At 75.9% G+C, this 24,735-nt stretch carries 20 protein-coding genes; 5 read left to right on the top strand and 15 right to left on the bottom strand.

What is annotated here, in order from left to right:
• Positions 1 to 72 precede the first annotated feature (72 nt).
• The gene (locus ACYVGT_RS00735) at positions 73 to 1,830 is read right to left on the bottom strand and encodes a protein kinase domain-containing protein (protein ID WP_460854356.1); all 1,758 of its coding nucleotides are present in this window, start codon (positions 1,828 to 1,830) and stop codon (positions 73 to 75) included.
• Between the two features lie 702 nt (positions 1,831 to 2,532).
• A complete protein-coding gene (locus ACYVGT_RS00730) occupies positions 2,533 to 3,438 on the bottom strand; it encodes an LLM class flavin-dependent oxidoreductase (RefSeq protein ID WP_460854355.1) in 906 nt (301 codons plus the stop codon).
• Between the two features lie 246 nt (positions 3,439 to 3,684).
• Between ACYVGT_RS00730 and ACYVGT_RS00725 the strand changes: the two genes are divergently transcribed.
• Positions 3,685 to 4,683, top strand: a complete 999-nt coding sequence (locus ACYVGT_RS00725; RefSeq protein ID WP_460854354.1) for a LysR family transcriptional regulator — start codon at positions 3,685 to 3,687, stop codon at positions 4,681 to 4,683.
• A 337-nt stretch (positions 4,684 to 5,020) separates the two neighbouring features.
• On the opposite strand, the gene ACYVGT_RS00720 is transcribed toward ACYVGT_RS00725, so the two are convergent.
• The 3 genes from ACYVGT_RS00720 to ACYVGT_RS00710 all read right to left on the bottom strand — a co-directional run bounded on the left by ACYVGT_RS00720 (position 5,021) and on the right by ACYVGT_RS00710 (position 9,167).
• Entirely contained in the window at positions 5,021 to 7,045 is a 2,025-nt protein-coding gene (locus ACYVGT_RS00720; RefSeq protein WP_460854353.1) for a protein kinase domain-containing protein, read from the bottom strand.
• 653 nt (positions 7,046 to 7,698) lie between these two features.
• A complete protein-coding gene (mmuM, locus tag ACYVGT_RS00715; RefSeq protein ID WP_460854352.1) occupies positions 7,699 to 8,592 on the bottom strand; it encodes a homocysteine S-methyltransferase in 894 nt (297 codons plus the stop codon).
• A gap of 137 nt (positions 8,593 to 8,729) precedes the next feature.
• A complete protein-coding gene (locus ACYVGT_RS00710) occupies positions 8,730 to 9,167 on the bottom strand; it encodes a VOC family protein (protein WP_460854351.1) in 438 nt (145 codons plus the stop codon).
• A 34-nt stretch (positions 9,168 to 9,201) separates the two neighbouring features.
• Between ACYVGT_RS00710 and ACYVGT_RS00705 the strand changes: the two genes are divergently transcribed.
• Complete coding sequence (locus tag ACYVGT_RS00705; protein WP_460854350.1) at positions 9,202 to 9,957, top strand: helix-turn-helix domain-containing protein; 756 nt, start codon at positions 9,202 to 9,204, stop codon at positions 9,955 to 9,957.
• A gap of 334 nt (positions 9,958 to 10,291) precedes the next feature.
• Here the strand turns inward: ACYVGT_RS00705 and ACYVGT_RS00700 are convergent, their stop codons facing one another.
• From ACYVGT_RS00700 to ACYVGT_RS00685, 4 genes are all read right to left on the bottom strand, one after another.
• Positions 10,292 to 10,651 carry a nuclear transport factor 2 family protein gene (locus ACYVGT_RS00700; RefSeq protein WP_460854349.1) on the bottom strand — a complete coding sequence of 120 codons (360 nt, stop codon included), beginning with the start codon at positions 10,649 to 10,651 and terminating at the stop codon, positions 10,292 to 10,294.
• A gap of 230 nt (positions 10,652 to 10,881) precedes the next feature.
• Positions 10,882 to 12,174, bottom strand: a complete 1,293-nt coding sequence (locus tag ACYVGT_RS00695; RefSeq protein WP_460854348.1) for a purple acid phosphatase family protein — start codon at positions 12,172 to 12,174, stop codon at positions 10,882 to 10,884.
• A gap of 224 nt (positions 12,175 to 12,398) precedes the next feature.
• On the bottom strand, positions 12,399 to 14,156 hold the full coding sequence (locus ACYVGT_RS00690; protein ID WP_460854347.1) for a DEAD/DEAH box helicase: 1,758 nt from the start codon (positions 14,154 to 14,156) through the stop codon (positions 12,399 to 12,401).
• Positions 14,157 to 14,645: 489 nt separating this feature from the next.
• Positions 14,646 to 15,485 carry an SAM-dependent methyltransferase gene (locus tag ACYVGT_RS00685; RefSeq protein ID WP_460854346.1) on the bottom strand — a complete coding sequence of 280 codons (840 nt, stop codon included), beginning with the start codon at positions 15,483 to 15,485 and terminating at the stop codon, positions 14,646 to 14,648.
• Positions 15,486 to 15,688: 203 nt separating this feature from the next.
• Here ACYVGT_RS00685 and ACYVGT_RS00680 point away from each other — a divergent pair, with 203 nt between their 5' ends.
• Positions 15,689 to 16,573, top strand: a complete 885-nt coding sequence (locus ACYVGT_RS00680) for a Vgb family protein (RefSeq protein ID WP_460854345.1) — start codon at positions 15,689 to 15,691, stop codon at positions 16,571 to 16,573.
• A gap of 40 nt (positions 16,574 to 16,613) precedes the next feature.
• Here the strand turns inward: ACYVGT_RS00680 and ACYVGT_RS00675 are convergent, their stop codons facing one another.
• Positions 16,614 to 17,003 carry a VOC family protein gene (locus tag ACYVGT_RS00675; RefSeq protein WP_460854344.1) on the bottom strand — a complete coding sequence of 130 codons (390 nt, stop codon included), beginning with the start codon at positions 17,001 to 17,003 and terminating at the stop codon, positions 16,614 to 16,616.
• 353 nt (positions 17,004 to 17,356) lie between these two features.
• Between ACYVGT_RS00675 and ACYVGT_RS00670 the strand changes: the two genes are divergently transcribed.
• Positions 17,357 to 18,739 (top strand): condensation domain-containing protein, encoded by a 1,383-nt coding sequence (locus tag ACYVGT_RS00670; protein WP_460854343.1) that lies wholly within the window; start codon positions 17,357 to 17,359, stop codon positions 18,737 to 18,739.
• A gap of 26 nt (positions 18,740 to 18,765) precedes the next feature.
• Here ACYVGT_RS00670 and ACYVGT_RS00665 read toward each other — a convergent pair whose 3' ends face one another.
• The 4 genes from ACYVGT_RS00665 to ACYVGT_RS00650 form a co-directional block, all read right to left on the bottom strand.
• Complete coding sequence (locus ACYVGT_RS00665; RefSeq protein WP_460854342.1) at positions 18,766 to 19,710, bottom strand: DUF2207 domain-containing protein; 945 nt, start codon at positions 19,708 to 19,710, stop codon at positions 18,766 to 18,768.
• 99 nt (positions 19,711 to 19,809) lie between these two features.
• Positions 19,810 to 20,319 (bottom strand): hypothetical protein, encoded by a 510-nt coding sequence (locus tag ACYVGT_RS00660; protein ID WP_460854341.1) that lies wholly within the window; start codon positions 20,317 to 20,319, stop codon positions 19,810 to 19,812.
• 51 nt (positions 20,320 to 20,370) lie between these two features.
• On the bottom strand, positions 20,371 to 20,709 hold the full coding sequence (locus tag ACYVGT_RS00655) for a hypothetical protein (RefSeq protein WP_460854340.1): 339 nt from the start codon (positions 20,707 to 20,709) through the stop codon (positions 20,371 to 20,373).
• 200 nt (positions 20,710 to 20,909) lie between these two features.
• Positions 20,910 to 21,329 (bottom strand): ankyrin repeat domain-containing protein, encoded by a 420-nt coding sequence (locus tag ACYVGT_RS00650; RefSeq protein WP_460854339.1) that lies wholly within the window; start codon positions 21,327 to 21,329, stop codon positions 20,910 to 20,912.
• 567 nt (positions 21,330 to 21,896) lie between these two features.
• Between ACYVGT_RS00650 and ACYVGT_RS00645 the strand changes: the two genes are divergently transcribed.
• Entirely contained in the window at positions 21,897 to 22,391 is a 495-nt protein-coding gene (locus tag ACYVGT_RS00645; RefSeq protein WP_460854338.1) for a hypothetical protein, read from the top strand.
• A 398-nt stretch (positions 22,392 to 22,789) separates the two neighbouring features.
• Here the strand turns inward: ACYVGT_RS00645 and ACYVGT_RS00640 are convergent, their stop codons facing one another.
• A complete protein-coding gene (locus tag ACYVGT_RS00640; protein WP_460854337.1) occupies positions 22,790 to 24,721 on the bottom strand; it encodes a hypothetical protein in 1,932 nt (643 codons plus the stop codon).
• Positions 24,722 to 24,735 lie beyond the last annotated feature (14 nt).

The raw sequence follows: 24,735 nt of genomic DNA, 5'->3' as shown, positions 1-24,735 counted from the left end.
CGGGCAGGGGGACCGTCCGGCCGCTTCACTGCTCGGGCCGGGCCGGCCGTGGCGCGATCGCCGGCGCTCGCCTCAGGTGAGCTTGGGGTCGCCCCACACGCCGACGGCGCCGGAGCAGTCGCCGGACCAGTCGACGGTCAGCCGCAGCCGCATCACCCCGGACACGTCGGCGCTCACTTCGGCCGGTTCGCCGGGGCCGGCGGTGGCCGAAGCGAGCTCGCGGCCGTCGCCGACGACTCGGAAGACCGCGTTGGCGCCGCCGGAGGAGGCGTCGTCGACGCCGACTGTCGCGGCGAAGGCGGACGAGGAGCGGGCGAGATTGTACTCGGTGCTGGGCTTGCCGCAGGCACCGGAGACCGTCAGCGACTCCCGGTACTGGGTGCCGTCCAGGGTGGCCGCACCGGCGGAGTAGGACTTGGCGGGCAGGATGGCGGACCGGTCGGACAGCGGGCTGCCCGCGCGTTCGTTGACCTTGTCCTTGCCGCTGTCGTCGTCCTCGCCCCCGTCGTCTGCGTCCTTGCCGCCCTTGTCCGAGGAGGACGGGGACGGCGACGGCGGGACCGATCCCGTCGCCCCGGGGCCGCGCTCGCCGGGGCCGGCGGCCTGCTGCGCCTGCGGGTCGGACCCCTCCCCGGTGCCGCCGCGCAGGTTCCAGGCGGCGGCACCGACACCGCCGGCCACGGCGAGGACCAGCGCTGCGGCCGCGGCGCCGACGGCGATCTTCCGGCGGCGGCTGGGCCGGGTCGGCGCCGTCGCCGGCTCCGAGTGCGCGAGCGGCTCTGCGCCGGGGGCGGGACCGGGCCGGGGGTCCCCCTGCGCGGGACCCTGCTGCGCCGCCGCGGCCGCAGCGCCGCCCCCGAGTGCTTCGGTGGGCTCCGACCCCGCCCCGTGCGCGCCCCCTGCCGGCGGCGGCCCTGCCGCGGCGGGGACGTCCGCCGCGCCGCCGCGCTCGACGGTGTCCAGCACCATGCGGACGAGGGGCCCGGCGGCGGGCCGGTCCTCGGGGCGGGCCGAGAACACCGCCAGGATCGCGGCGCGCAGGCCCGGGTCGGCGGCGGCCAGCGGAGGCAGTCCGCCGAGCGCCTCGCGGGCCAGCTCCGGCGAGGGCGGCGGGTGGGCACCGGACAGGGCGAAGTAGAGGATGCCGCCGAAGGCGTACCGGTCGGTGGCCGCGGAGTACTCGCCGACGAAGACCTCGGGGGCCGCGTAGCCGGGGGTGAACCAGGGGCTGCGGGTGACGTGCCGCGCCGCGATCCGGCTGAGCCCGAAGTCGACCAGGGTGGCGCGGCCGTCGCCGCCGAGCATGACGTTGCCCGGCGCCAGGTCGCCGTGGACCACGGCGCGGCCGGACGGCGTTGCGCGGCCGGAGTGCAGATGGTCGATCGCGTCGGCGGCCTGGCTGAGGACTCCGAGGAGCGCGGCGGCGTCCTGCGGCCCCGCTACGGCGTTCTCCTTGCGCCAGGCGCGCAGCGGGACGCCGTCGACGTAGTTCATCACCAGGAACAGCGACCGGTCGGCGGGGTCGGCCGCGCCGGCCGGATGCTCGCGCGGGCCCTCGAAGTGCTCGCGCACCCCGACGACGCCGCGGTGGTCGATGAACCGCAGCAGCTCGGCCTGCTCGGCCCAGCGCGCGCTGAGCTCGCCGAACTGGTCCTCTTCCGCGGCGATCTCCGCGTGCAGCGCCTTGACGATCACCGGCTCGCGCGAACCGGCCAGCAGCACCTCGGCGAGGTAGAGCGTGCCCTCGCCGCCCCGGCCCACCTTGCGGACGAGCCGGTACTTGTCCGGGCGGTCGGGCGGGCCGACGAACAGTGCGGGGTCGGGGTTCACGGCTGCGCCAGCTCCCAGGGCGTGTGCGTACTTGGAGGGTCCGCATCTGCCGGCGGGGGATCAGGGCCGCGCGCGGCCCGGCAGGCGGGGGCGCCGCGGCTGACCGCAGCGACCGGTAGGGGCACTATAGCCCGGCCCCTCCCCTGCCCCGCCACGCCCACCTCCCCCAACCGCCGCCTGCGCAGCGCCTCCCCCGATCCACCCGCCCCCTGCGCAGGGGAGAACCGGAATCCGCCTGTCCGGCACCGGCCCCGCTCAGACCCGGCGGCGCCGCCTGCTGCTCGGCGCCCTCCTGCAGGCGGCGGCCGGCACCTGCACCGCAGACGGCAGTGCACGCGCCCGCAGCGCTGCACGCGGCCGGTCCGCGCCCGACCGCCGTCCGGCCGCGGCCTCTGCTGCAGACCGTGCCGCTGCCGCGTCTCCGCCGAGCGCCTGACATCGGCGGCGTCCGTCCGCGCAGGCCGGTGCTGCTTACCGGCCGGTACCCGCGCTGCGGTGGTGCGCGCGGCGCCTGGGCGGCAGGACCGGGCGCGCTGCGGGCCCCGGCATGCGGCCAAGCCCGTCGGGCGCGCGGGACCGCGCCCGGTGCCGCAGCCGCGCCGCCCGGCGGCGAACGCTCCCCGTTGCGTCCACACGGCCCGTGCGCGGCGCGGGCCGTGTGTGCGGGCCTGCGGCGGCGAGTCCGCCGCGCCGGGCAGCCCGTCAGGCCGCGCCGCGCTCCCGCTCTGCGGCAGCGCGCAGCGCGGGGGCGACCTCCTCGCCGAACCGGCGGATCTGGGCGGGGTCGTCGCTGCCGAGGAGGAAGGCGCTGACGCCCTGGTCGAGGACGAGCGGGAGGAGATCGTCCACCCACTGCTGCGGCGGCCCGGAGAGGAATCCGCGGCCCGGTGCGCCGATCTCCGCGCCGGCGAGGTTGACGACGCGGCGGATCGCCGCGGGATCGCGTCCGGCCTCCGCGGCGGCGCTGTCGAGGGTCCGGCCCATCCGGGCGAGCCCGTCCCGGTCGGCGAAGGAGCCGCCGAGTGTGGGCAGCCAGCCGTCGGCGCGCTCCGCGGTGAGGCGGAGCATGCGCGGGCCGTAGGCGCCGACCCAGATCCCGACCGGGTGGGCCGGGGCAGGGCCGCGCTTGGCACCGGCCACCTTGTGGAAACTCCCGCCGGCGCCCGCTCCGCCGCGGGCGTCGGTGTCCCACAGGGCGCGCAGCACGTCGATCGCCTCGCCGAGCGCCTGTACCGACTCTCCGGGCGACAGCCGGGTGCCGTCCATCGCCTCGATGGCGTCCCAGAAGGCGCCGGCGCCGATTCCGAGTTCGAGGCGCCCGCCGGAGAGCAAATCGAGCGAGGCGGCAGCGCGCGCCGTGACCGCGGGCGGGCGCAGCGGCAGATTGAGCACGTCGGGGACGACCCGCAGCCGCTCGGTGCTCGCGGCGATCCAGGTCAGCAGAGTCCAGGTGTCAAGGTAGCGCGGCTGATACGGGTGGTCCTGGATGGCGGCGATGTCGAGCCCGGCGGCTTCGGCGGTGCGGGCCCGCTCGACGGTGGCGGCGGGGTCGTCGGCCGACGGCGTCAGAAAGGCGCCGAACAGCAGTTCGTGGCGGTAGTCGGGCATCGGTGGGCTCCCTTTGGCAAGCGCTGCGGATGCGGTGGGCGGCGGTGCCGGCCAGTGCGCTCCTGCGGTGCTGCGCTGGCCTCTCCCCTCCCGGTACGGGGCCGCGCCCCGTGCTTGCTCCAGCCGCCCCGCCCACCCAAGCATTCCCGCAGCGCTGCCGGTTCAGCCGCTCGGGTAGCATCCGCGCCATGCCCCCTGCTCCCCGCCCCGCTCTGCTCAGCGGCCGCACGCGGCGCGGGTGACGCCGTGGCCGACCCGCCCGCGCCGCCGCGCTTCTCGCTGCGCCAGCTCGCCTACTTCGTGGCGGTCGCGGAGGCGGGCACGCTGACCGGCGCCGCCGAGCGGCTCCGGATCTCGCAGCCGGCGGTGTCGCTGGCGCTGACCGACCTGGAGCGCGCGCTGCGGGTGCAGCTGTGCGTGCGGCGCAAGGCGCACGGCATCACCCTCACCACGGCAGGGACCGAGCTGCTGGTGCGCGCCCGGCGGCTGCTGCGCGAGGCCGAGGACGTGGCGGCGGAGGCGGGCGGCGGCGGGCCGCTGACCGGCGTGCTGTCGCTGGGCTGCTTCGTCACCATGGCGCCGACCGTGCTTCCCCCGCTGCTGCAGGGGTTCGCGGCGCTGCACCCCGACGTCACGGTGGAGTTCGACGAGGCGGATCAGGACCGGCTGCAGGAGCGCCTGCTCCGCGGCGAGCTGGATCTGGCGGTGCTCTACGACATGGAGGTCCGCCCGGAGATGGAGCGCACGGTGCTGGCCCGGGTGCGCCCGCACGTGCTGCTGCCGGCCGGGCACCGGCTGGCCGGCCAGCCGTCGGTGGCGCTGGCCGAGCTCGCCGGCGAGCCCATGGTCCTGCTCGACACCGCGCCCAGCACCCACCATGCGCTCTCGCTGTTCCAGCGCTTCGGCCTGGTGCCGCAGGTCCGGCACCGGCCGACCAGCTACGAGACGGCGCGGGCGCTGGTGGGGCGCGGCATGGGCTACGGCGTGCTGGTGCAGCGCCCGGCCAACGACCGCACCTACGAGGGCCTCCCGGTGCGGATCAAGGAGATCGCCGAGCCCGTGGGCGAGGAGTCGGTCCTGCTGGCCTGGCCCCGCGCCATGCGCTTGAACCGCCGCGCCCGCGCATTCGCCGATTTCTGCCGCGGCGCCGGAGCTGCCGCTTTCGGCTCCGCCTCCGCCCAACTGGACCCGGCGGAGGAGGTGGCCGAACCCCGCGCCGAGGCTGGTGGCGGCGACGGAGGCTGACCGGGGCCGGCGCCACCGCTGCAGTGGTTCCGGGTTCGCGGGCCGCGCTGAAAACCGCTGCAGCGCGGAGCGGGCCCCGGGGCTGTCCGGTGGCCGCCGGTGGAGCACCGGACGGGCCTGCGGCGGCCGCCGCGGCGGCGAGGACAGCGGTCCGAGGGCACGGGGCTGCGGAAACCGGCGGGCCGGATGGCGCAGCGGTCGCCCCGCGTCAGACCGCTCCGGCAGGAGGGAGCGGCTCCGCGTTCGCGGAACCCCTGGGACCCGCTCCCCGCACGGAGAGGGGATCCGGCGGTCGCCGCCGCTGGAGGCCGCCGCGAGGGCTGCAGCACCCGACAGGTCAGATGGCGCAGCGGTCGCCCCGCGTCAGACCGCTCTCGGCGAAGGGGACGGCGCGGCGTTCGCGGCTGAGCTGCCATTGGACGGCGTGTACGCCGGGGCTTTCGGCGAAGAGGCGGCGGGCCCACAGCTCGGCCTGGGCGGCGAGGTCGTCGAGGCCCTTCTCCTCGGCTTCACCGCGGGTCGACTCCAGGAGTGCGCGCACCTCCTGCGAGGTGGAGATCTGCTCGTACCAGGCCGAGGCGGCCGCGGTCGCCCCCGTGGGCCCGGAGGGCCCGTCCCCCGGCGGCACGGCGGACGGCCGGGGGGTGACCGCAGTGGGGAGGGCGCCGGCCGCCTCGGGCAGGCCGGTGTCGCTGCCCATCGATGTCCACACCACGCGGGACAGCGTGATCTGCGCGGCGAGCCGCTCCCGGTGGTCACCGGTCGCCGCCCCGAGCCGGGCCGCGCGGCGGGCGTTGGCCAGGATCGCCGGCAGCTCCCAGGCGTCGCGCTCGGCGGCCAGGAACGTCCCCACCGCCAGCCGGGGCTCCATGATGGCGTGGAAGCGGGTCTGGGCGGCGATGCGCCGGGCGCGCGCCTCCCACCAGCGCCAGCGCGGCCCCGATGCCTCGTAGCCGGCGACGGCCTGGGCGAAGGCGTCGGCCGCCCCGCGCGCGTCGCCCGCCTCGCTGAGCACCTGGCCGAAGACCAGCCGGGCGCGGGCCGCGTCCTGCGCCCGGCCGACCTCGGCGAACAGCTCTACCGACCGGCGGGCCAGCGCCACCCGGGGCGCGACCCCGGTGGTGCGGTGCCGGGCGGAGGGCAGGATGCGGCGCAGACCGTGCGCCTCCTCCTCCCACAGTGTTCCGTGGTCGAGCAGCGCCATACCGCGCAGTGCCCGGGCCAGGTGGAGCAGGCGCCCCTCGGCCTCCAGCTCGGCGCGGAGCCCGCCCAGGTGCGCCCAGGCGCGTCCGTGGTCGCCGGCCACGTTCCACAGGTCGCCGAAGACGATGCGGGTGTAGAGGAGCTGCCCCGCGTCGCCGCTGGCCTCGAACCCGGCGGCGGCCTCCTCAAGCGGCGCTGCAGCGCCGGCCGCGTCGCCGGCGAGCAGCCGCCGCTCAGCGAACGAGAGCCGCTCCTGCGGACCGGGGCCGAAAACGGCGGGGCGAGTGGCCGTTCCGGAGCTGGTCCGGGCTGCGCCGCGGCGCAGCATCAGGGTGCCCGAGGTGTCGGCCGGCTCGCCGTCCGCGGCCGCCACGGCGGCGCGGCCCAGCAGCATGTCGAGCAGGTCGTTGGCTGACGGGCGCAGCTCGGCGTCCTTGGACAGGCACAGCTCGGCGATGCGGCGCAGGTCGCCGTCGAGGCCGCGGAGTTCGGGCGCGACGTGCAGCACCCGGGCCAAGCGGGCCTGCTCGTTGGAGCCGGGGAAGGCCGAGCGCCCGGTGCCGGCGAAGACGAGGGTGGCGCCCCACGCGAACACGTCGGCGCGGTCGGTGATCTCCCGCTCCAGGAGCTGCTCGGGCGCCATGTAGCCGATGGTGCCGACCGGCGCCGTTCCGGCCGGGCCGCGCTGGGCGACGCGGGCGACCCCGAAGTCGATGACGCGCGGCCCGTCGGCTCCGAGGATGATGTTGTCCGGCTTGAGGTCGCGGTGGACGACATCGGCTGCGTGGATCGCGGTCAGCGCGGTCGCGGTCTGCACGGCGAGCCGCTCCAGGTCGCCGCCGCTGCGCGGGCCGGAGTCGCGGACGTCGGCGCGCAGCGTCGGTCCTTCGATGTATTCGGAGGCGATCCACGGCGACGGGGCGTCCGGGTCGGCGTCGAGCACCACGGCGGTACAGAAGTCGCGGACGGTGCGGGCGGCCGAGACTTCCCGCCGGAACAGCGCGCGAGCGCGGGCGTCGGCGACCATGTCGGGGTGCAGCTGCTTGACCGCGGCGCGCCGCCCCTGCTCGTCGACGCCCAGGTAGACGGTGCCGAAACCGCCGCGGCCGAGCTCCCGCTCCAGGGTGAAGGCGCCGAGTTTCCGGGGGATATCCGCCATGCCTCCCCCCGTTCTCGTTGCGCTGCGGCCGCGCTCCCGGTGCGCTGCTCACTGCCGTGCGCTGATTGCCTGCGGGCTATCCACCCTAGTGGACGGCCCGGCCGGATTCCGGGCTCCGGTCCCACCGGATGGCCCCGCGGGAGGCGCGCAAGGTGTGACCGGGAAAAACCGCATCGCCCGCGGCGAGCGGCGGAAAGACGGCGCCGGGAAGAGCACCCGCAGGGACCGAGCAGAGAATTCCCCGTCCGGAATCGGCAATTCCGACGGCGTTTCGCTCAGCGCGCCGCCCCCGCTGCTGCGGCGGCGCGCCGATCCGGTGCGGGCACCGCGGAACGGTTCGGGGGCCCGCACCGGGAGATCCCGGAGTGGGAGCGGCCGGCCGCCGCAGGGAATCATCCCCGCCGTCGCCGCCTTTCCGCTTGTGCGACGGGCTGAACACCGAACGGCCGGCTGAAGGGCTGCGGGAACCTGCGTCCCGAGCCGCCCCACCTCCGCGACCTGCAGGACCCTGGCCGCACACCGGAACTGAGCGAAGGGGCAGTAGAGAAAGACTGCCGGCGAAGCCGCCCTTGCCTTCATGTCGTGGCCCATGCCGTCCCTGAAGCGGCAGAGAAGGGCAGAAGAGGCTCCGGCGCAGCCGCCCTTGCCCGGGGTCAGTCCAGCGCAGCGCGGAGGCGGCGGATGTGCTCGGTGCCGGTCTGGCAGCAGCCGCCGATGAAGCGGGCGCCTGACTCGGGCCAGAGGCTGGCGGCGCGGGCGAAGTCGGCGGGGTCGTCGCTGCCGGTCCAGGTACGGGCGGCGGCATCCCAGGTGCGGCCGGAGTTGGGGTAGGCGACCCCGGGCAGTCCGGTGGCGGCCGTCGCGGCGGCGACGAGCGAGGGGACGTAGCGGGGCGCAGTGCAGTTCACGCCGACCCCGACCACCTGCGGAAGGCCGGCGACTGCTGCGGCGGCCTCGGCGATCGGCGTGCCGTCGGCGATGTGCTCGCCGTCGCGGGCGGAGAAGGACAGCCAGACCGGGGTTCCCGGGCTTTCCCGCATCAGCCGGGCCAGGGCGCGGGCTTCGGCGGCCGACGGGATGGTCTCGCAGGCCAGCAGGTCGGCGCCGGCCGAGGCGAGCAGGTGCCAGCGATCGTGGTGCCAGGCGTAGAGGTCGTCCTCGCCGAGGCCGTAGTCGCCGGTGTACTCGGAACCGTCGGCGCGGGCGGCGCCGTAGGGGCCGACTCCCGCGGCCACCGTGCCGCCGCCGGCCTCTTCCCTCGCCTCGCTGGCCAGGCGCACCGAGGCGAGGATGAGCCGTTCGGCCTCCGCCCGGACGATGCCGAACCGGGCGAAGCCGTCGACGCTGGCCTGGTAGGAGGCGGAGACGGCGACGTCGGCGCCGGCGTCGAAGTAGTCGACGTGCACGCGGCGCACCAGTTCGGGGTCGTCGCGGAGCATGCGTGCCGACCACAGGGCGTCGGAGAGGTCGCACCCGTACTCTTCGAGCCGGGTGGCCATTCCGCCGTCCAGGATGAGCGGCGCGCGTCCGCCGAACAGGTCCGCCATGCCACCACTCTAGGAGCGCCGCCGCACCCGCGCCCGCCCCTCCGGCCCGCCGTGACCCGCCCGTGGGCGCGACGTGTCCGGCCCGTGTTCACCGGGGCCGGCGCCCCGCCGGACGGGGCCGCCCGCACGGTCCGGCGTCACTCAACCGGGCCGAGGTGGACCGTGCCGTCGTCGTCGACGCTCCATCCGGGGTTATGGCATACCTCCCAGAGCACCCCGCCCGGGTCAGCGATATACGCGTGGTAACCGCCGAAAGCAGCCCGCTGCGGCTCCTTCACGACGCGGCCGCCCGCGCTGCGCACCGCGGCGACGGCGGCGTCGACCTCTGCGGGCGACTCCACGTTGCAGGCCAGAGTGATCCCCGCGGGACCGCCGACCGCGGTATCCCCGCCGACATCATCGGCGAACCCGGCCCGGTCGAAGAACGCCACTGCGAGCCCCGGGCCGGCCTGGAAGAAGACGATCTCGCCGGACACGTCGGCGAGGGGTGCCCAGCCCAGGCTGTCCCGGTAGAAGGCGCGCACGGCGTCCAGGTCGTCGCAGGCCAGGGTTATGAGGTTCAGTCGCTGTTCCATCAGGCCATCATGGCTAGATGGACCAGGGGGAGTATTGAACGTTCCGGACAGTGGCGCGGCACCGCGGGCCGCCTATGCCGAGCACCGCGGTCCGCCTGATCCGCGCTTCGCCTGCACGTGGGAGCAGCACGCCGGCACCGGCGCGCCCTACGTGCAGCGGGTGCTGCCCGACGGGTGCGCCGACATCGTGGTCGGCCCCGGCGGCACGGCGCGCATCGTCGGCCCCACCGCCGCGCCGGCGCTGGCCCGGCTGGCGCCCGGCGAACGGCTGCACGGGCTGCGGCTGCGCCCTTCGGCGATCGGCGCGGCTCTGGGGCTGCCGGCGGCCGAGCTGCGCGACGCGGTCGTCCCCCTCGATGCGGTGCTCGCAGGTCCGGCGGCGGCGCGGCTCGCCGAGCAGGTGGTGTCCGGCAGCGGGAGCCCCCCGGCGATGCTGCCGGCGATGCCGGGCGTCCCACCCGATCCGCGGGTGGTGCGAGTCCTGCACCTGCTCGCTGCGCCGGGCGCATCGGTCGCCGGCACGTCCGCAGCGCTGGGCTGGTCCGAGCGGCAGCTGCGCCGCACTGTACTCGCGGCATGTGGAATCGAGCCGCGCGCATGGCGGCGCATCGCGCGGCTGCACCGGTTCCTGGAGCGTGCCGAGGCAGGCCTCTCCGCGTCCGCGGCCGCTGCCGCGGCAGGCTACGCCGACCAGGCGCACCTGGTCCGAGACGTGCGCCGCCTGTCCGGGGTCACGCCGCGCACCCTGCTCGCCGAGCGGGCCGGCGGACGCGGGGCACCGCAGGGGTGACCTGGGCAAGCGTCCACCCGCTCCGCTCACCGATGCCCAGCTCCGCCGACCGATCGGCACCTCGCCCCGGGTGTCGCGCCGCCGACCCGGTTTCCCCGGGAGGATGCGGAGCCGGCTCCGGACCGGCGCCTGCGCTCCCGAGCCAGAGCTGGATGGCGGTACCGCTCCACGGCGCAGAGTAGAGGGCCGACCGGCAGCACCGGGCCCGCGACAGCTCCGGCCTCTCCGCCGGTCTCTCCCGACGCGCCGAGGCCCCGGCCCGGAGGAGCCTGGGCGTCCCCTGCCGGCGCCCCGGCCGCTGCAGCTCCACGGGCCTTTCCACGGCCCAGCCGCTTCAGCCGGCGGTCGGGGTGGCCTGGTGGTGCAGCATCCGCCAGGCGCCGTCGGCGCCGCGGCGCCACACCGAGGAGCGGTAGGCCGCGCCGTCCGCCGTCTGGGTCCGGTAGGTGACGAGGACGGCGCCGGGCGCGATCCGGATGCCCTGCAGGTCCAGCGGTTCCAGGGGTGTGCCGCCATCGGTGGCCATTCCGGTCAGGGCCGCCAGCATCGCGGCGCGGGTCCAGAAGTGCCCGGACCGGCCCACCTCGGTCCACTCGGGGTCGAGCAGTGCTCCAGCGAGGTCCGGAGAGGAGCGCACCTCCGGGTCCAATAGCCGCAGTTCACCCGCTAGCGCGGCCGCCACTTCGCTCTCCATCGCGTCCCTCCCCAGCCTGACCGACCACACGCTGCACCAGAGACCGGTCCGTGCGCCAGCACACTCCCGGCGCGGCGAACACCCGGCCGTCGGCGCGCCGGGGCGGGCAGGGGGGCTGGAGCGCCGCCCGGTCCAGAGGCGAAGGCGCGGCCCGGAGCCGTGCAGGCCCGGGCCGCTGGGTGCTGCAAACGCGGCGGCAGCGCAGCCGCCAGAGGCCGGCGGCGCCGGCTTCAGCGCGCGTCGGTCACCCGCTTGCCCGATCCGTCGTCGGTGATGGTGAAGGCGTCGACGGTGGTGCCGTCGGCGGTGCGGGCGGTGTAGTCGAGGGTGTCGCCGTCGACGGAGACCGCCTGGTAGGTCTGCGTGTCGGCGGCCTGCACCCGCGCCTCTGCGCCGTTGCCGGTCCAGTTGGCGTCGTCCACGTCGTACATCTTCGGGCCGGCGACGGTGACCGCGTAGACCGGGCCGGTGTGCACGTCGGGGTCGTCGGTCTGGTTCGCGACGAGGTTGCCGCGCGAGTAGGAGTGGTCGTGGCCCTGCAGCACCAGGTCCACGTCGGCCTCCTCCAGCGTGTCCAGCCAGGCGTCCCGCAGCGGCCCGTTGTCGCGGCCGGGGCTGTTGGAGAACACGGGGTGGTGGAAGGCCACCACCGTCCACTTCCCGGGTGCTTCGGCGAGCGCCTGCTCCAGCCATTCGCGCTGCTCGTCCAGCCAGGCGCCGGGCGCCAGCGGGGCGGCGGTGCGGTAGTTGGAGTTGAGGCCGATGAAGCGGACGCCCTGGTAGTCGGTGGCGGTCACCGTCTCGGCGAGGTCGGCGCCGGAGTCCGGCCCGTTGCCGGCCGCGGCGAACTGGCGCTCCCAGTAGTCCGACAGGTTCAGTCCGGCGTACTCGTGGTTGCCGGGCACGGCGAGGTGGTTCATTCCGCCGGTCGCCTCAGGGCCGAAGGCGTCGTACCACTCGCCCCATTGGCCGTCGTCGTTGGCGCTGTCGATGAGGTCGCCGGAGTGCACCGCGAACTCGGCGTCCGGCTCTGCGGCGAGGGCGGCCCGCACGACCGGCGCGGCCCCCTCGGTGATGTCGTTCTGGATGTCGCCGAAGTAGAGGAAGTCGAAGGGCTCGGCGCTGTCCGCCGCAGTGGTGAACTCCTGCCAGGGGCCGAGGCCGCCCTCGGCGTCGCCGACGCGGTAGCGGTAGGCGGTGTCGGGCGCGAGGCCGCTGGCAGTGGCACGGGCGAAGGCCCCGCCGGCGTCCCCGGTCGGGTCGCCGTCGATGCTCTGCACCGACTCGGGGTCGTCGGCGGGTGCGATCTCCAGCACCGGCGCCTCGGCGGGCCCGCCGGCCGCGCGCCAGGTCACGGTCTGCGCGGCGGCGGGGTCGGCAGCGGGCGACAGCAGGACGCGCTCGGGCTCGGCCGCGGCCGCTGCGGGCGCCGCGGTTCCCGCCGCGGCCGCGGCGAATGCGCAGGCGGCGGCTGCGGCGCGCGCCGCGTTCCGGCGAGGGCGGGACCTGGGGGTGGGGGACATGGGGGCCTTCCGTCCGGGGTCGGGGGCTGCGACCCTAGCGGCCGTCCCGCACACCGCGGTGAACACACGGTGACCACTACACCGCGGACGGCTACCCGGCCGTTCACGCACCCGACCGGACCGGCCGTGCTGCCGCGCGCTCCCGGAAACGCCGCGGGGGCGGCGGGGATCCCTCCCCACCGCCCCCGCTGAGGCGTGCGCGCCGCCGCTCCGGCGAAGCCGTGTCAGCGGCGCTCGCGGCGCGGGCCGCCGTCCTTGGCGTCCCGGCGCACCACCGGGCGCCGGCCCTTGATGGTGCTGCCCTGCAGCGAGGAGATGACGTGGTCGGCGGAGCCCGCCGGCACCTCCACCAGGGAGAAGCGGTCGGCGATCTCGATCGCGCCGATGTCGCGGCCGTTGAGGCCCGCCTCGCCGGCGATCGCGCCGACCAGGTCCTGCGGGCGCATCTTCGCCGAGCGGCCGGCGCCGACGAACAGCCGCGCGTAGCCCTCGGCCGGGCCGGAGGAGCGGCGCTCGCGCGGCCCGCGGGACCGGTCGCCGCGCTCACCGCGCTCGCCGTGGCGCTCGTTGCGCCGGCCGCCGCGGCCGTTGTCCCGGACGGCGGCCTCGGGGATCTCCTCGTCGGGCGCCGAACCGGTCAGCGCCTCCTGGGCGATGCGCAGCGCGGCAGCGGCCACCTCGACCGCGCCGTGCTCAGCGGACAGCCCCTCGGCGATGTCGCGGAACGCCTCCAGGCTTGCGCCCTCGGCACCGGACAGGGCGGCGTCGACCTGGGCGCGGGTGCGCTCGATGCGCAGCGCCCGCAGCGCGGCGACGCCGGGCACCTGCTCGACGGGGATAGTGAAGCCGGTGACGCGGCGGACCGTCTTCAGCGCGCGCATCTCGCGCGGCTCCATCAGCGTGATGGCGACGCCCTCGCGGCCGGCGCGGCCGACCCGGCCGACCCGGTGCACGTAGGACTCCGGCGCGCTGGGCACGGAGAAGTTCACCACGTGGGTGAGGTGGTCGATGTCGAGGCCGCGGGCCGCGACGTCGGTGGCGACGAGCAGCCGGGCGGTGCCCGAGCGCAGCCGGCCCATGACGCGGTCGCGCTGCTCCTGGCTCATCCCGCCGTGCAGCGGCTCGGCGCGGTGGCCGCGGGCCGACGCCGCCTCGGTGAGCTTGTCGACCTCCTCGCGGGTGCGGCAGAACACGATGGCCGCGGCGGGCTCCTCGACGTCGAGCAGCCGCGCCAGCGCGGCCGGCTTGTAGCCGCGCGGCACGAGGTAGGCGCTCTGCCGGACGCGCGGCGCCTCGCCCGGGTCGGGCTCTTCGCGGGCGATGCGGATGCGCAGCGGGTCGGTCTGGTGCCGGCGCGCGATGTCCTCGATACGGGCCGGCATGGTGGCCGAGAACAGCACCGTCTGGACGTCGGCCGGGGTCTCCTCGAGGATCGCCTCGATGTCCTCGGTGAAGCCCATGTCGAGCATCTCGTCGGCCTCGTCCAGGATCACCGAGGACAGGCCGTCCAGGTCGAGGCTGCCGCGGCGCAGGTGGTCCAGCGCCCGGCCGGGGGTGGCGACCACGACGTGCACCCCGCGCTCCAGGCTGCGCAGCTGGCGGCCGATGGGGGTACCGCCGTAGACGGACAGCACGCGCACGCCCAGCGGGCGGCCCATGTCCTCAATGGCCTGGGTGACCTGCACCGCGAGCTCGCGGGTGGGCACGAGGATCAGCGCGGAGGGTCCGGAGCTGCGCTGGGCGGGGTCGATCCGCTCCAGGACGGGCAGCCCGAACGCGGCGGTCTTGCCGGTTCCGGTGGCGGCCTGGCCGAGCACGTCGCGCCCGGCGACCAGCGGCGGAATGGCCTCGCGCTGGATGGGGGTCGGCTGGTCGAAGCCGAGGGCGGCCACGGAGTCGAGCAGGTCCGGGCGCAGCGGAAGGGCGCCGAAACCGCTGGCTGCCGACTCTTCGGCGGTTTCGTGCGCAGGGGCGATCGTCATATGTTGTCTTCACTCTCCGTACAGCTCGCTCCCGACCGGGGAGACACGGGGCCCTGCGCCCCCCTGTCCGCGGCTGTGGGCTCTGTGGGCACAGCGAAGTGAAGAGGCTCAACGGGTCCGATTCGCGATCGCCGGGCGCACCCGGGCGGCATCTCATAACGGCGCCGCCGCGCCCGGCGTGGGAGACCGTCTCCGGTCCTCCACTCCACAAGAGTAGGCGATCTTGGGCGGGCGTGGGGTCACCGGGCCCCGCCGAACAGGGGCCGCCCGGCGCCGCAGCCGCGTCCCGGGCACCCTGCCGGAGCCGGCATCCGGGCCCGGCGGACGCCCTCCCGGTTCGGCGTTGCAGCAGGTCCAGGCTTCACGGTTCGGCTGCGCAGGCTCCCCCGGGAACACCGGTCCGGCGGGCGGGTGCGACGTTCGTCATGCGCGCGATTCTCTGCCCGGTCCGGCCGTGTCCCGCGCCGGTGCCCGGCCCGGACCGGCCGACTACTGCGGCCGCGCGACGACGGCGAACTGCGGCGCGGAGGGGCTGTACGGAGCGCCGGCCACGTCGCCCAGCAGCTCCTCTGCGGCGAACCCGTGCCCCGCGAGTTCCTCCGCCAGCTGCTCGGGTGTGAAATGGGCGGTCCAGTTGCAGAAGGTGCGGGTGCGGTCCTGCTCGACGATGTCGAAGCGCTCCAGGGCGACGCGCTCGTCCGGGTAGCGGAACACGGTGCGGAAGCCGAAGTAGGGGCGGGGCGACCAGAAGCCGTCCATCAGACCGGGCGCGAATGCGGTTCCGGGGCGGACGGCGTCGAAGGCGGACGCCGCGTCGACGTCGAACAGCAGGGCTCCGCCGGAGTCGAGGTGGTGGCGGACGGTGGCGAGCAGCTGCGCGCGGCCCTCCGGCGGCAGCGCCGCGTAGTCCCGCATGATGACGGTGACCAGGTCGAACGGTCCCGCACCGCGCAACTCGCGGTAGTCCGCCCGCAGGTAGCGCACGCCGAGCCCGGCGGCGCGCGCATCCTCCGCTGCCCGGTCCAGCGACGCAGCGGACACGTCGACGCCGGTGACGTCTGCTCCGGTGCCCGCGAAGCGGGCGGTGAACAGGCCCGGACCGCAGCCGAAGTCGGCGACGCGCACGCCCGGACCGAGGCCGAAGCGGTCGGTGATCCAGGCGGCGGAGCGGTCGATGAAGGCGTGCGGCGGCGACGCGCTGTCGGCCAGCGGGTCGAGGTGGGCGGCGAGCATCCGCTCGGCGATGTGCGGGTCGGTCCACATCTCGGCCGTGGTGATCAGGGAGTACAGGGCGGGCCGCTCGGTGATGGCGGCGAGGTTGCGGAACACGGTCCTCTTTTGGTGGGTAGGGCTGTATGCGGCGGCTCGGGCAGCCGGACGTCTGCCCGGCCGGGCCGCGCGGCAGCCTATGGCCCGCGCCGCCCTCCCGCCCAGCGGTTTTCCCCGCGGCGGGCAGGGCATCTGCACCCGGAAACCCGCTTGACCGGGTGGCTAGGGTTCTGCCACCTCTCCCCTGCCACCGAAGGAGCACCATGCCCGCGAAGCCGCAGCCCTCCGCCACCGCGTTCCCCGCCTCGATCGGCGGTTCGGGTCCCTACGGGGTCGCCGCCGGACCCGACGGCGCGCTGTGGACGACCTTCACCGCCGGCCACATCGCCCGGGTGGCGACCGACGGCGCGGTGACCGCCTACGACCTGGACGCCCCCGGCTGCCAGCCCACGGTCATCACCCCCGGCCCCGACGGCGCCCTCTGGTTCTCCCGCACCGGCGACCACCGGATCGGCCGGATCGGCACCGACGGGACCACCGCGGACTTCCCCCTGCCCACGCCGGATGCGGGCCCCTACGGCATCGCGCCGGGGCGGGACGGGGCCCTCTGGTTCACCGAGCTGAACGCCGACCGCATCGGGCGGATCACGCCCGACGGAGTGGTCGCCGAGTTCCCGGTGCCGGTCCGGGACGGCTTCCCGTCCGCCATCGCCGCCGATTCCGGCGGCCAGCTGTGGTTCACGCTCAACAAGGCCGGCGCGCTCGGCCGGATGGCGGCCGACGGCTCCGCGGAGGTGTACCGGCTCGACGACGCCGGCGCGGGCCCGGTCGGGGTCGCGTGCGGCGCCGACGGTGTCTGGTTCGCTGCGATCCTCGGCGGGTTCATCGGGCGGCTCGCCCCCGGCGGGCGGACCGACCGCTTCCCGCTGCCGGAGGGCACCCGCCCGCACGCGGTCGCCGCCGACCCGGAGGGCGGATGCTGGTATACCGCCTGGGGGACGGGCCGCCTCGGCCGGGTCGACCCTGCGGGCCGTGTCACCGAAACCGACCTCCCCGGCTCCGAACCCCACGGCCTCGCCTTCGGCCCTGACCACGCGCTGTGGGTCGCTCTGGAGTCGGGCGCCCTGGCACGGGTGTCGCGCACGTAGCCGCCGGCCGATCTGCGGAGGCGCCGGACCGGAGCGCTGGTCAGGTCCCCAGCAGGTCCCATTTATTGCCGGCGACGTCGCGGAAGACGGCGACGCGGCCGTAGGGCTCGGCGCGCGGCGCGCCGAGGAACTCGACGCCGGCAGCCACCATGCGGGCGTAGGCCGCGTCGAAATCGTCGACGCGGAGGAAGAAGCCGACCCGGCCGGCCGCCTGGCCGCCGACGGCCTCCTCCTGGCGCGGGCCGTCTGCGCGCGCCAGGAGGAGGCCGGTGCCGCCTTCGGGCGGGCGCACGACGACCCAGCGCTTGGGCCGACCGTCGTTGGTCCGGGCCGGGGAGTCCTCCGCCAGGACGAACCCGAGCGGACCGGTGAAGAAGGCGATCGCCGCGTCGTAGTCGTCCACCACCACGGCCACCAGGTCGATCTGCATGGGCGGACCGTAGCCCGCCGCCCCGCCGTTATCCAGGGCCCGGCCAGGCGCGGGCGGTCGGGGCGAGGGCGGAGGAACCGGTTCTGCGAACCAGCGGGTGCGGAACCGGCCGGGGATGTAGCGTTGAGTGATCAATCGGAAACGGTCCGGCGTCGGCGGTTTCGCCGCACCGGACCGGCGCACGGGGCGTCCCGCTCGCCCGGCGCGTCCGCCCGCCCGCGTGCCCGCGGCGCGGTCCGGCGCGCGCGGCCGGGGCGCCCGGGCCGTCCCGCGCCCTCCCCCTACGCCGCGGCCTCCACCGCCGTCGGCCGCCCGCGCGGCGCGGCCGGCGACAACCGAAAGGTCACCCACCGGTGCTTCAGGCCCCGATCGCCGAACTCGACATCGCGCCCGGCAACGTCGTCGAATGGACGCTGCGCCCGTACAACCGCCCGGACCGGGGCGGCTCCGGCGCCTCCTACAACCAGGAGAAGCACTTCAGCGTCGCCGTCGACGCCCAAGACGACGACGAACCGCTCTCTTCCTATGTCGCCTGCACTTTCGAGCTCGACGGCCCGCCGGACCGGGCCGCGCTGCACGCCGCCCTCGACTCCTTCGTCCGCCGCCACGAGGTGCTGCGCTGCGAGTTCGAGCCCGGGGACGGCGCGCTGGAGTGCCGCCCGATGGGGGTGGGCGACGTGGTGCTCGAACCGGTCGAGTTCGGCCGGTTCGACGACCGCGACCGCCTCCGCGCACACCTGGAGGAGCGCTTCCGCGGCATCGACACGCTGTCCTGGCCGCTGCTGGTGATGGGCGCGGTCGAGCGGGCCGGTTCCACAACGGTCTACCTCGCCTTCGACCACATGGTCTCGGACGGGCTGTCGACGCCGATCGCGGTGAACGACGTCGCCTCGGCCTACGCCGAAGCGGTCGCCGGCCGGGCCGACCGGCGCGCGCCCGTCGGCAGCTACCTGGAGTTCTCCGCGGCGCAGCGCGCCGAGCACACCACCCTCACCGCCGACGATCCGCGGTTCGGCTACTGGAAGGGGTTCATGCGGCGCAACGGCGGGTTCTTTCCGCCGTTCCCCCTCGACCTGGGCGTGGAGCCGGGCGGAATGTACGCCACGGTGAACTCCAGCGACGTGCTCCTCGACGCGGCGGGCGCCGACGCGTTCGAGGCCCAGTGCCGCAAGGCCGACGGCAAGACGTTCATGGGCGTGCTCGCCGCGGTCGGCACCGCGCTGCGCCGCGAGGGCGGCCCCGATGTCTACCGCGGGCTCATGCCGGTCGGCGACCGCGGGCGGGGAAGCTACGCCGAGGCGATGGGCTGGTTCGTCAACACGATGCCCATCGAGTTCCCGGTCGCGCCCGGGGCTCCGTTCGCCGAGACCATGGCGGCCGTCCGGGCCGGGGCCGAGGAGATGCGCGACAACCTCGGCGTGCCGTTCGTCCAGGCGTGGCGGCTGCTGGCGCCCGAATACGCCGACCTGCGCTCGTGGCCCTATGCGGTGAACTTCTTCTCCTACATCGACTTCCGCAAGACCCCCGGTGCCGACCGCCACGCGGAACTGCGGGCGCGCAAGCACGTCTGGTCCTCGCACAGCAACGGCATCTGCTTCTGGTTCCACCGCGCTGACAGCGGTCTGCACGTCAACACCATCGCGGCGGACACGCCGCAGGCGCGCGCCACGAAGGTGGGGCTGATGGCGGCGGTGCGCACAGCCATGGAGTCGGTGGCGTCCCGCGGCGAGCTCTGAGCGGGGAGCCGGCGGCGGGACGGCGGTCAGCTTCCGCCGCCACCGCCGCCACCGCCACCGGCTCCCCCGCCTCCGCCGCCCCCTCCGCCGCCGAAGCTGCCGCCGGTGCTCCGCCGCCTGCCGGTCGGGGCGACGATGAACGCGGTCATGAAGACGAACCCCACCAGCACGACCAACAGGATCACCCAGTCGCCGGTTTCGGTGTCCGCTGCTCCGTCGCCGTAGTCGGGGGCGGGGAGGGATTCCGCACCCCCGTCCAGCGCGGCGGCGGGGAAGGTCAGGTCCACGCTCATCGCCTGCCCGGACTCCAGGGAGCGGTGGGCCGCCTCGACCCCGGTGCCGGACGCGTCGAGCCGGTCGCATCCGCTGGTCGACCCCGGTTCCCCGGCGTAGCAGCTGGCACCGGCCGCCCCACCGGGCAGGGCGATCTGCACCGACGCCTCCTCGATCGGCAGTGTCCAGCCGTCGCCGACGACGTCGATGTACAGGCGCGCATCGTCGGACGGCTCCTGTTCGAGGAGGGCGTCGTAGGTGTAGCGGTAGACCACCGTGGCGCTGCCCTGCAGCCCCTCCGGTCCGATGGTGATGGCGGTGCCGTCCGAGTCCTCGGACACGTCCGACTCTGCCGCGCCGCCGTCGTCGACGACCTCGACTCCGCGCAGGCCGAGGTCGCGCTCCTCGGCGCCGTCGATCGATGCTGATCCGGGCAGCTGCCGGGTCACGGGGGCCGGCTCTCCCGCCTCGAAGTCGTAGCTGACCTCTTCGGTCACCTGTACCGAGCCGTCCGAGCCGACCTCGACGTCGGTGTGCAGCGAGGTGACGGTGCGGTTTCCGGTGTCGGCGGCGGCCGGAGCGGGCGCCACGGCGGGAATCGGCACGCTGATCGCGGCGGTCAGCCCGGCTGCGGCCGCCGCGGGAAGCGCGGAGCGGCACAGCGCGGCCCGGATGCGGCGGAAGGTCGCGATAGTCATGCCGGGTAAGACTCGCGGGCCTGCAGACCGGTTGCGGCAGACCCGCGTGCTGTCGGATCGGCGCAGGTCGCGCTGGAGGGCCGGATCAGGACACGGCGCTCAGGTGCCGCCGCCACCTCCTCCCCCTCCCCCTCCGCCGCCGCCGTCGCCACCGGAGAACCCGCCACCGTCGCCACCAGAGGATCCGCCGCCGAAGAAGCCGCCGGCGCCATCGGCGCCACCGCTCCCCGCCGATCCGGTGCCGCCACCGGACCCGCCTCCGCCGCCGATGCTGCGGATCACCCAGATCACGGCGCCGCCCACCAGGACCCAGGCGAGCATGAAGAGCCCGCTACCGCCGCCGTCCTCCTCGTCACTCGCGAGCGCAGCGGGTTCCGGAGCGGCGGCGGGCGCAGGCGCTGCGCCCCGGGACAGAGCACCGGGCGGCTCTGAGGCGGGACCGAACGCTGCCGGACCGGGCGCCGCCAGTGCGGGGCGCGCGCCGAGGGGCAGATCCGCGGCCGCGGCGGGCGCGGGAGCCGCCAGCCCGCTCAACACGGCGGCGGCGAGCACGCCCAGGGCCGCAACAGGCGCGGCACGGCGGAGGGGGGAACCGTGGGAGGAGGTCACCGGTGGCGGTCCTTCCTGGGTGGGTGCGGACGGAGGGGTGCGGCCCAGCGGTCACGATCCTCCTCCGCCGCCTCCCCCGCCGTCGGCGCCGCCCCCTCCTCCGCCGCCTCCGTCGCCGCCGAAGATGCCGCCGGACGATCCGCCCCCGTCGGATCCTCCGTAGCCGGCGCCCGTTCCGGGGTCGCCGGGAGTGTGGTGGGTGCCGCGCCTGCCGCCCGGACCGCGGCTGTCGCGGGCCATGACAGTCGCCATCCAGATCAGAAAGGCGAACGTTGCGAGCACCACCGCGATGATGACGCCCGCGGGGATGTCCCCGCCCTCGCTGGCCTGGGGCGGGGACGCGGCGATTGCTGCAGCGGGAGCGCATACGGCCGCACCCAGTGCCGTCACAGTGCGTCCTCGGCTTCGGGGAAGGGGGGCTCGGCGAATCTCCATGCCGGTGTGACGCAGGCAACGGCGTCCTGGTTGCGCACGGATCTCCCGGCGCAGCGGGCACGGCCGGGCACGGCAGGGTCGAATCGAGGGGCAGGCTGGCGAGCGGCCCGCAGCGGAACCGGACGTGCGCTGCCTGCCGGCATCTCCTGCGGCGGTCAGACACCGCCTGCCGCGAACAGGGCCAGGTAGTGCTCCTGGGCGAACACGCGGGCCGTGTCGGCGGCCGAAGGAGCGCCGGCGGCCGGATCGGCGCCGTGGCGGACGAGGCATTCCACCACGGCGTCCTCGCCCTTGAAGACGGCGCCGGCCAGCGGCGTCTGGCCGCGGTCGTTGGCCCGGTCGGGATCGGCGCCGCGCGTGCACAGTGCGTCGACCGTGTCGGCATGGCCGTGGTAGGCGGCGAGCATCACGAGCGTATCGCCGGCGCCGTTGGTGAGGTTGGCCGGGACGCCGGCGTCGACGTAGGCGCTCAGCAGCGGGGTATCGCCGCGGCGCGCCGCGTCGAACAGCCGCCCGGCCAGCTCGGCCACTTCGGGGTCAGGGGCCGCATCCGCGGCCGGGCCGTCGTCGCTCACCCGCCCAGCCTAGGACGCGGGCACCGGACCGGGTCGAGACCGGCGCGGCGTGTCCGATCGGCGCAGACTGCACTCCGCGCACCGGAGGCACCGATGCACCGCCCGGCACTATCCGGCGCAGCGGGACGCTCGCGGCAGGGCCGGGCAGCAGGCAGGGGCCGGGCGGCAGCCCGCAACGGTGCAGCGCTGTCGCCGCACCCCCGGGGGGAAAGACATCGCCCCAGTTCAGCGCCGCCGCGAGGGTTCGCGCGGGGGTGCAGCAGCAGCCCCGCATCCGCCGCCGGCCCGCCTCGGTGTGACGGTGATCTCGGCAGCCGGCGCCCTTCGCCCGGCCGGTACGGCCGCCGCACTCGGAAGAAGCGGCACGGAACCGGATTGCGGGCCGCCGCGCAGCGCACGGCCGCTGCGCGGCCGCACCCGCCCCCGCAGCGGCGAAGGCGGCGGCGAACCGCGGCAGCACCGCCGAACGGGGCCGGAACCGCCCGCAACCTCGACCGATGTGACCGAGATGCCCATAATCGCGCAAATGTCGCTATGGTGCACTCTCACGTTCGAGAGGAGAAACCCGTGCGACACTTCGTCGGTTTCATCGTCGGTCTCCTCCTCGCCCCGGTGATCCTGGTCGGACTCGGTTGGGCCCAGCCCCGCCTGGCCGGACTCGCGGAGGGCGGGGGGACGTTCACCGGCGCCGGCGGTCTCGTGACCGTTGCGGGCCTGTCGGCCATCGCACTGGTAGTGGCAGTCGCGGTGGCCGCGCCGCGCCTCACCCCGCTGCTGCCCGGCATCGCCGGACTCACCCTTTTCGCGGCCACCGCCGTCATGGTCCTGCGGCCGGGGGTGTTCGACCGGGTGCCCGCCGCGGTGCCCGGCATCGACGGCGCCGAGCTGCTGCTGCGGCTGGGCGCGGTACTTCCGGTGGCCCTGCTGCTGGCGGTCCCGCTGCTGATCCCGGGCCGCTGGGTGCCGGACGACCCGGGCGGCGTGAGCGAGGACGAGTATTTCGACGGCCTGTACGACGAGGACTACGAGGAGGACCGGAGCCCGCGCCGCCGCGTCGCCTGACCCGGCGCCGGCGGGGCCCGCACGTTCCCCGAGAACCCCGCCGCCTGCCGCGGCCGGCCCCGTGCAGCGGGGTCGGCCGCGGCGCAGGTGTCCCCGCAGTCCGGTCCCGGCGCCCATCGGAGGCCGGGACGTGTCCGGCAGCGCACCGGCGCTGCGGCGCGGACACTCCCGGCCGCTCAGCAAACGGTGGAAGGCACCGGCCCGGTCCGGGCGGTCGCGAACGGCCTGCCCGGAACCCGGCAGCGCTGCCGCAGCCGGCACCGGCGGCTCTCCCGCGCCCCGGTTCCGCATGCCCGGGCGCCGCACGCCGACCGGCCGCCCCCGCCGTGCACCCCGGCGCCGGCGCTCCGCCGGAGGCGGACTCCCGTCCCCGGTGGAGCGCCGGGCCGAAGGGTGCGCTAGCGCCAGCCCGGAGCCCAGGCGGAGCTGTCGGAGACTCCCGGCGGAAGCCGGGGGCGGTGCGGTCGGGTCTCGTTCTCGCGGTCGTAGGCGGCGAGCATCTCCGCCGTCAGGACGGGGATCTGCTCAGTGGCGGCCACATCCTGGGCGCCAGCGCCGTCCCCCTCTCCTCCGGTGCCGTCGCCGTCACCGGCCGGCTCGTCCTCCGCGGACGGCGATCCCGCAGCGCGGATCCCGCCGAAGGGGCGGGCGGGGTCGGAGCGGAGGCCGTCCTGGCCCGGGGAAGGGGCGCTGCCGGTGCCGCCGTCCGCATCGGCGGTGCCGTCCTCCTCCTCTCCGCCGCGCCCGTACTGCGCCGCACCGGGAGCCGCGGCGAACGGGTCGCCCGGCAGCTCCGGTCCGGACGCGGACGCGCCGGCGGGTGCCGCGAAGGGGTCCGGCGGCGCCTCGGACGGCGCGTCGCCGAACGGCACACCGCCGCCCGGGCGGGGAGGGGAGTCCGCACCATCGGAACCGGTTCCGCCGGTGCCGGACCGGCCGCTGGCGGCTCCGGCCTGGCCGGAGCCGCCAGAGCCGTCGTCCGGGGCGGTGCCGGCATCCGCGGAGACATAGGGCCGGGCGGCGGGGGCGGGGGCCGGGCTGGACTCAGTGCCGCCGGAGAGGGCCGAGGGCCACGGCGCCTCGGATTCTCCGTATGCGGAGAGCGCTCCGCCCAGGCCGAACGAGGGCTCGGCGTCGGCGCGCAGCGCGCCGAAGGCGTTGAAGGATCCGGTAGCCGACGCGGTGTCCGTGCTGTCGGACCGGGCCCCGCCGAACGCGTCGAAGGAGCCGGTGCCGGACTCGGCCGGCAGCTCCGGCAGCTCAGGGAACCCGGGCGCGTCGGGTTCGGGGGCCAGCGCCGCACGCCCCCACCACCGGTCGAGCTCCTCGCCGAAGAGCTCGCGGTCCACGTCGAGCCAGCCGCGCACGTGCGGGTGGCGGCGGCCGGCGTTCCACACCCGGGGGTAGGGCTGGCGGCCCAGCACCAGGACGTGCTCGCCCTCGTAGGTGGGGATGTCGCCGGGCACGCCCTCGTTCCACACCCACGAGCCGTCCAGCGCGAGGAGGTTCCACCAGCCGCGCACCGGGCCGGCCTCCGGGTCGGGGTCCGCAGAGGTGAAGGCCGCGGTCCACCGCGGGTCGGGCCGGGGACCGGACAGACCCTGGCCCTCCTCGCCGACCAGCGCGTCAGCGAGCAGCGTGTGCAGCTGGAAGTTGTCGCCGATGCCCTCGAAGAACACCTGGAAGCCGCGGCCGGATTCGGCGTCCAGCACCAGGGCGGCGGTGGCGCCGGTCATCCGCAGCAGCGCGCGCAGCTCCTCGAACTCCGGCAGGGCCGGAGAGAGCTGGTTGGCGACGGCGATGAGCTCTGCGCTCAGCGCGGCGTCGCCGCGCACCGCGGCGCGCACCCGGTGGTCGCCGAGCATGGTGGCGGCGGCCAGGGCGTGCCGGCGGATCGTCCACCAGCAGATCGTCGCGGTGCCGGCCGCGTCGCCGAGGCGGCCGGACACGCGCTGCTCAGCGTCCGCGGTGACCTCGTCGGGGTCGGGCGGCGGGTCGGCGCTGGCGCCGTACCAGGCGTGCAGGAACGCCGCGGCGCCCTGGCCCATGGTGCGCAGCAGCCGCACCACCGTGGTGCCGGCGTCGCCGGGCACGGTGCCGGCCTCCACCAGCGCACCGGCGACAACGCACAGGTCCGCGGTGATCCCCGGGCCGGTGTGGCCGCCGTCCAGCACGGTACCCAGCGCTTCCAGCGCCAGCTCACGCTCTTCAGTGGGGATCTGGTCGGCACCGTGGTAGACGCGGTGGACCGCGTCAGGGAAGCGGCGGGTATCCGAAGCGACCGAAGTGTCGATCAGCTCCTGGAACGCCGCGCGGAACTCGTCGATCACCTCTGCATCGTTCC

This window comes from Nocardiopsis coralliicola, from assembly GCF_054779695.1.
Note: the sequence above shows the minus strand (reverse complement) of the source record. Positions and strands in the feature narration are given on the sequence as shown.

Excerpts from the sequence above, each read along its gene's own strand:
- ACYVGT_RS00695 (WP_460854348.1), bottom strand. The coding sequence starts at position 12,174 with ATGTCCCCCACCCCCAGGTCCCGCCCTCGCCGGAACGCGGCGCGCGCC.
- mmuM (WP_460854352.1), bottom strand. The coding sequence starts at position 8,592 with ATGGCGGACCTGTTCGGCGGACGCGCGCCGCTCATCCTGGACGGCGGA.
- ACYVGT_RS00680 (WP_460854345.1), top strand. The coding sequence starts at position 15,689 with ATGCCCGCGAAGCCGCAGCCCTCCGCCACCGCGTTCCCCGCCTCGATC.
- ACYVGT_RS00665 (WP_460854342.1), bottom strand. The coding sequence starts at position 19,710 with ATGACTATCGCGACCTTCCGCCGCATCCGGGCCGCGCTGTGCCGCTCC.
- ACYVGT_RS00730 (WP_460854355.1), bottom strand. The coding sequence starts at position 3,438 with ATGCCCGACTACCGCCACGAACTGCTGTTCGGCGCCTTTCTGACGCCG.
- ACYVGT_RS00710 (WP_460854351.1), bottom strand. The coding sequence starts at position 9,167 with ATGGAACAGCGACTGAACCTCATAACCCTGGCCTGCGACGACCTGGAC.
- ACYVGT_RS00720 (WP_460854353.1), bottom strand. The coding sequence starts at position 7,045 with ATGGCGGATATCCCCCGGAAACTCGGCGCCTTCACCCTGGAGCGGGAG.
- ACYVGT_RS00700 (WP_460854349.1), bottom strand. The coding sequence starts at position 10,651 with ATGGAGAGCGAAGTGGCGGCCGCGCTAGCGGGTGAACTGCGGCTATTG.
- ACYVGT_RS00690 (WP_460854347.1), bottom strand. The coding sequence starts at position 14,156 with ATGACGATCGCCCCTGCGCACGAAACCGCCGAAGAGTCGGCAGCCAGC.
- ACYVGT_RS00675 (WP_460854344.1), bottom strand. The coding sequence starts at position 17,003 with ATGCAGATCGACCTGGTGGCCGTGGTGGTGGACGACTACGACGCGGCG.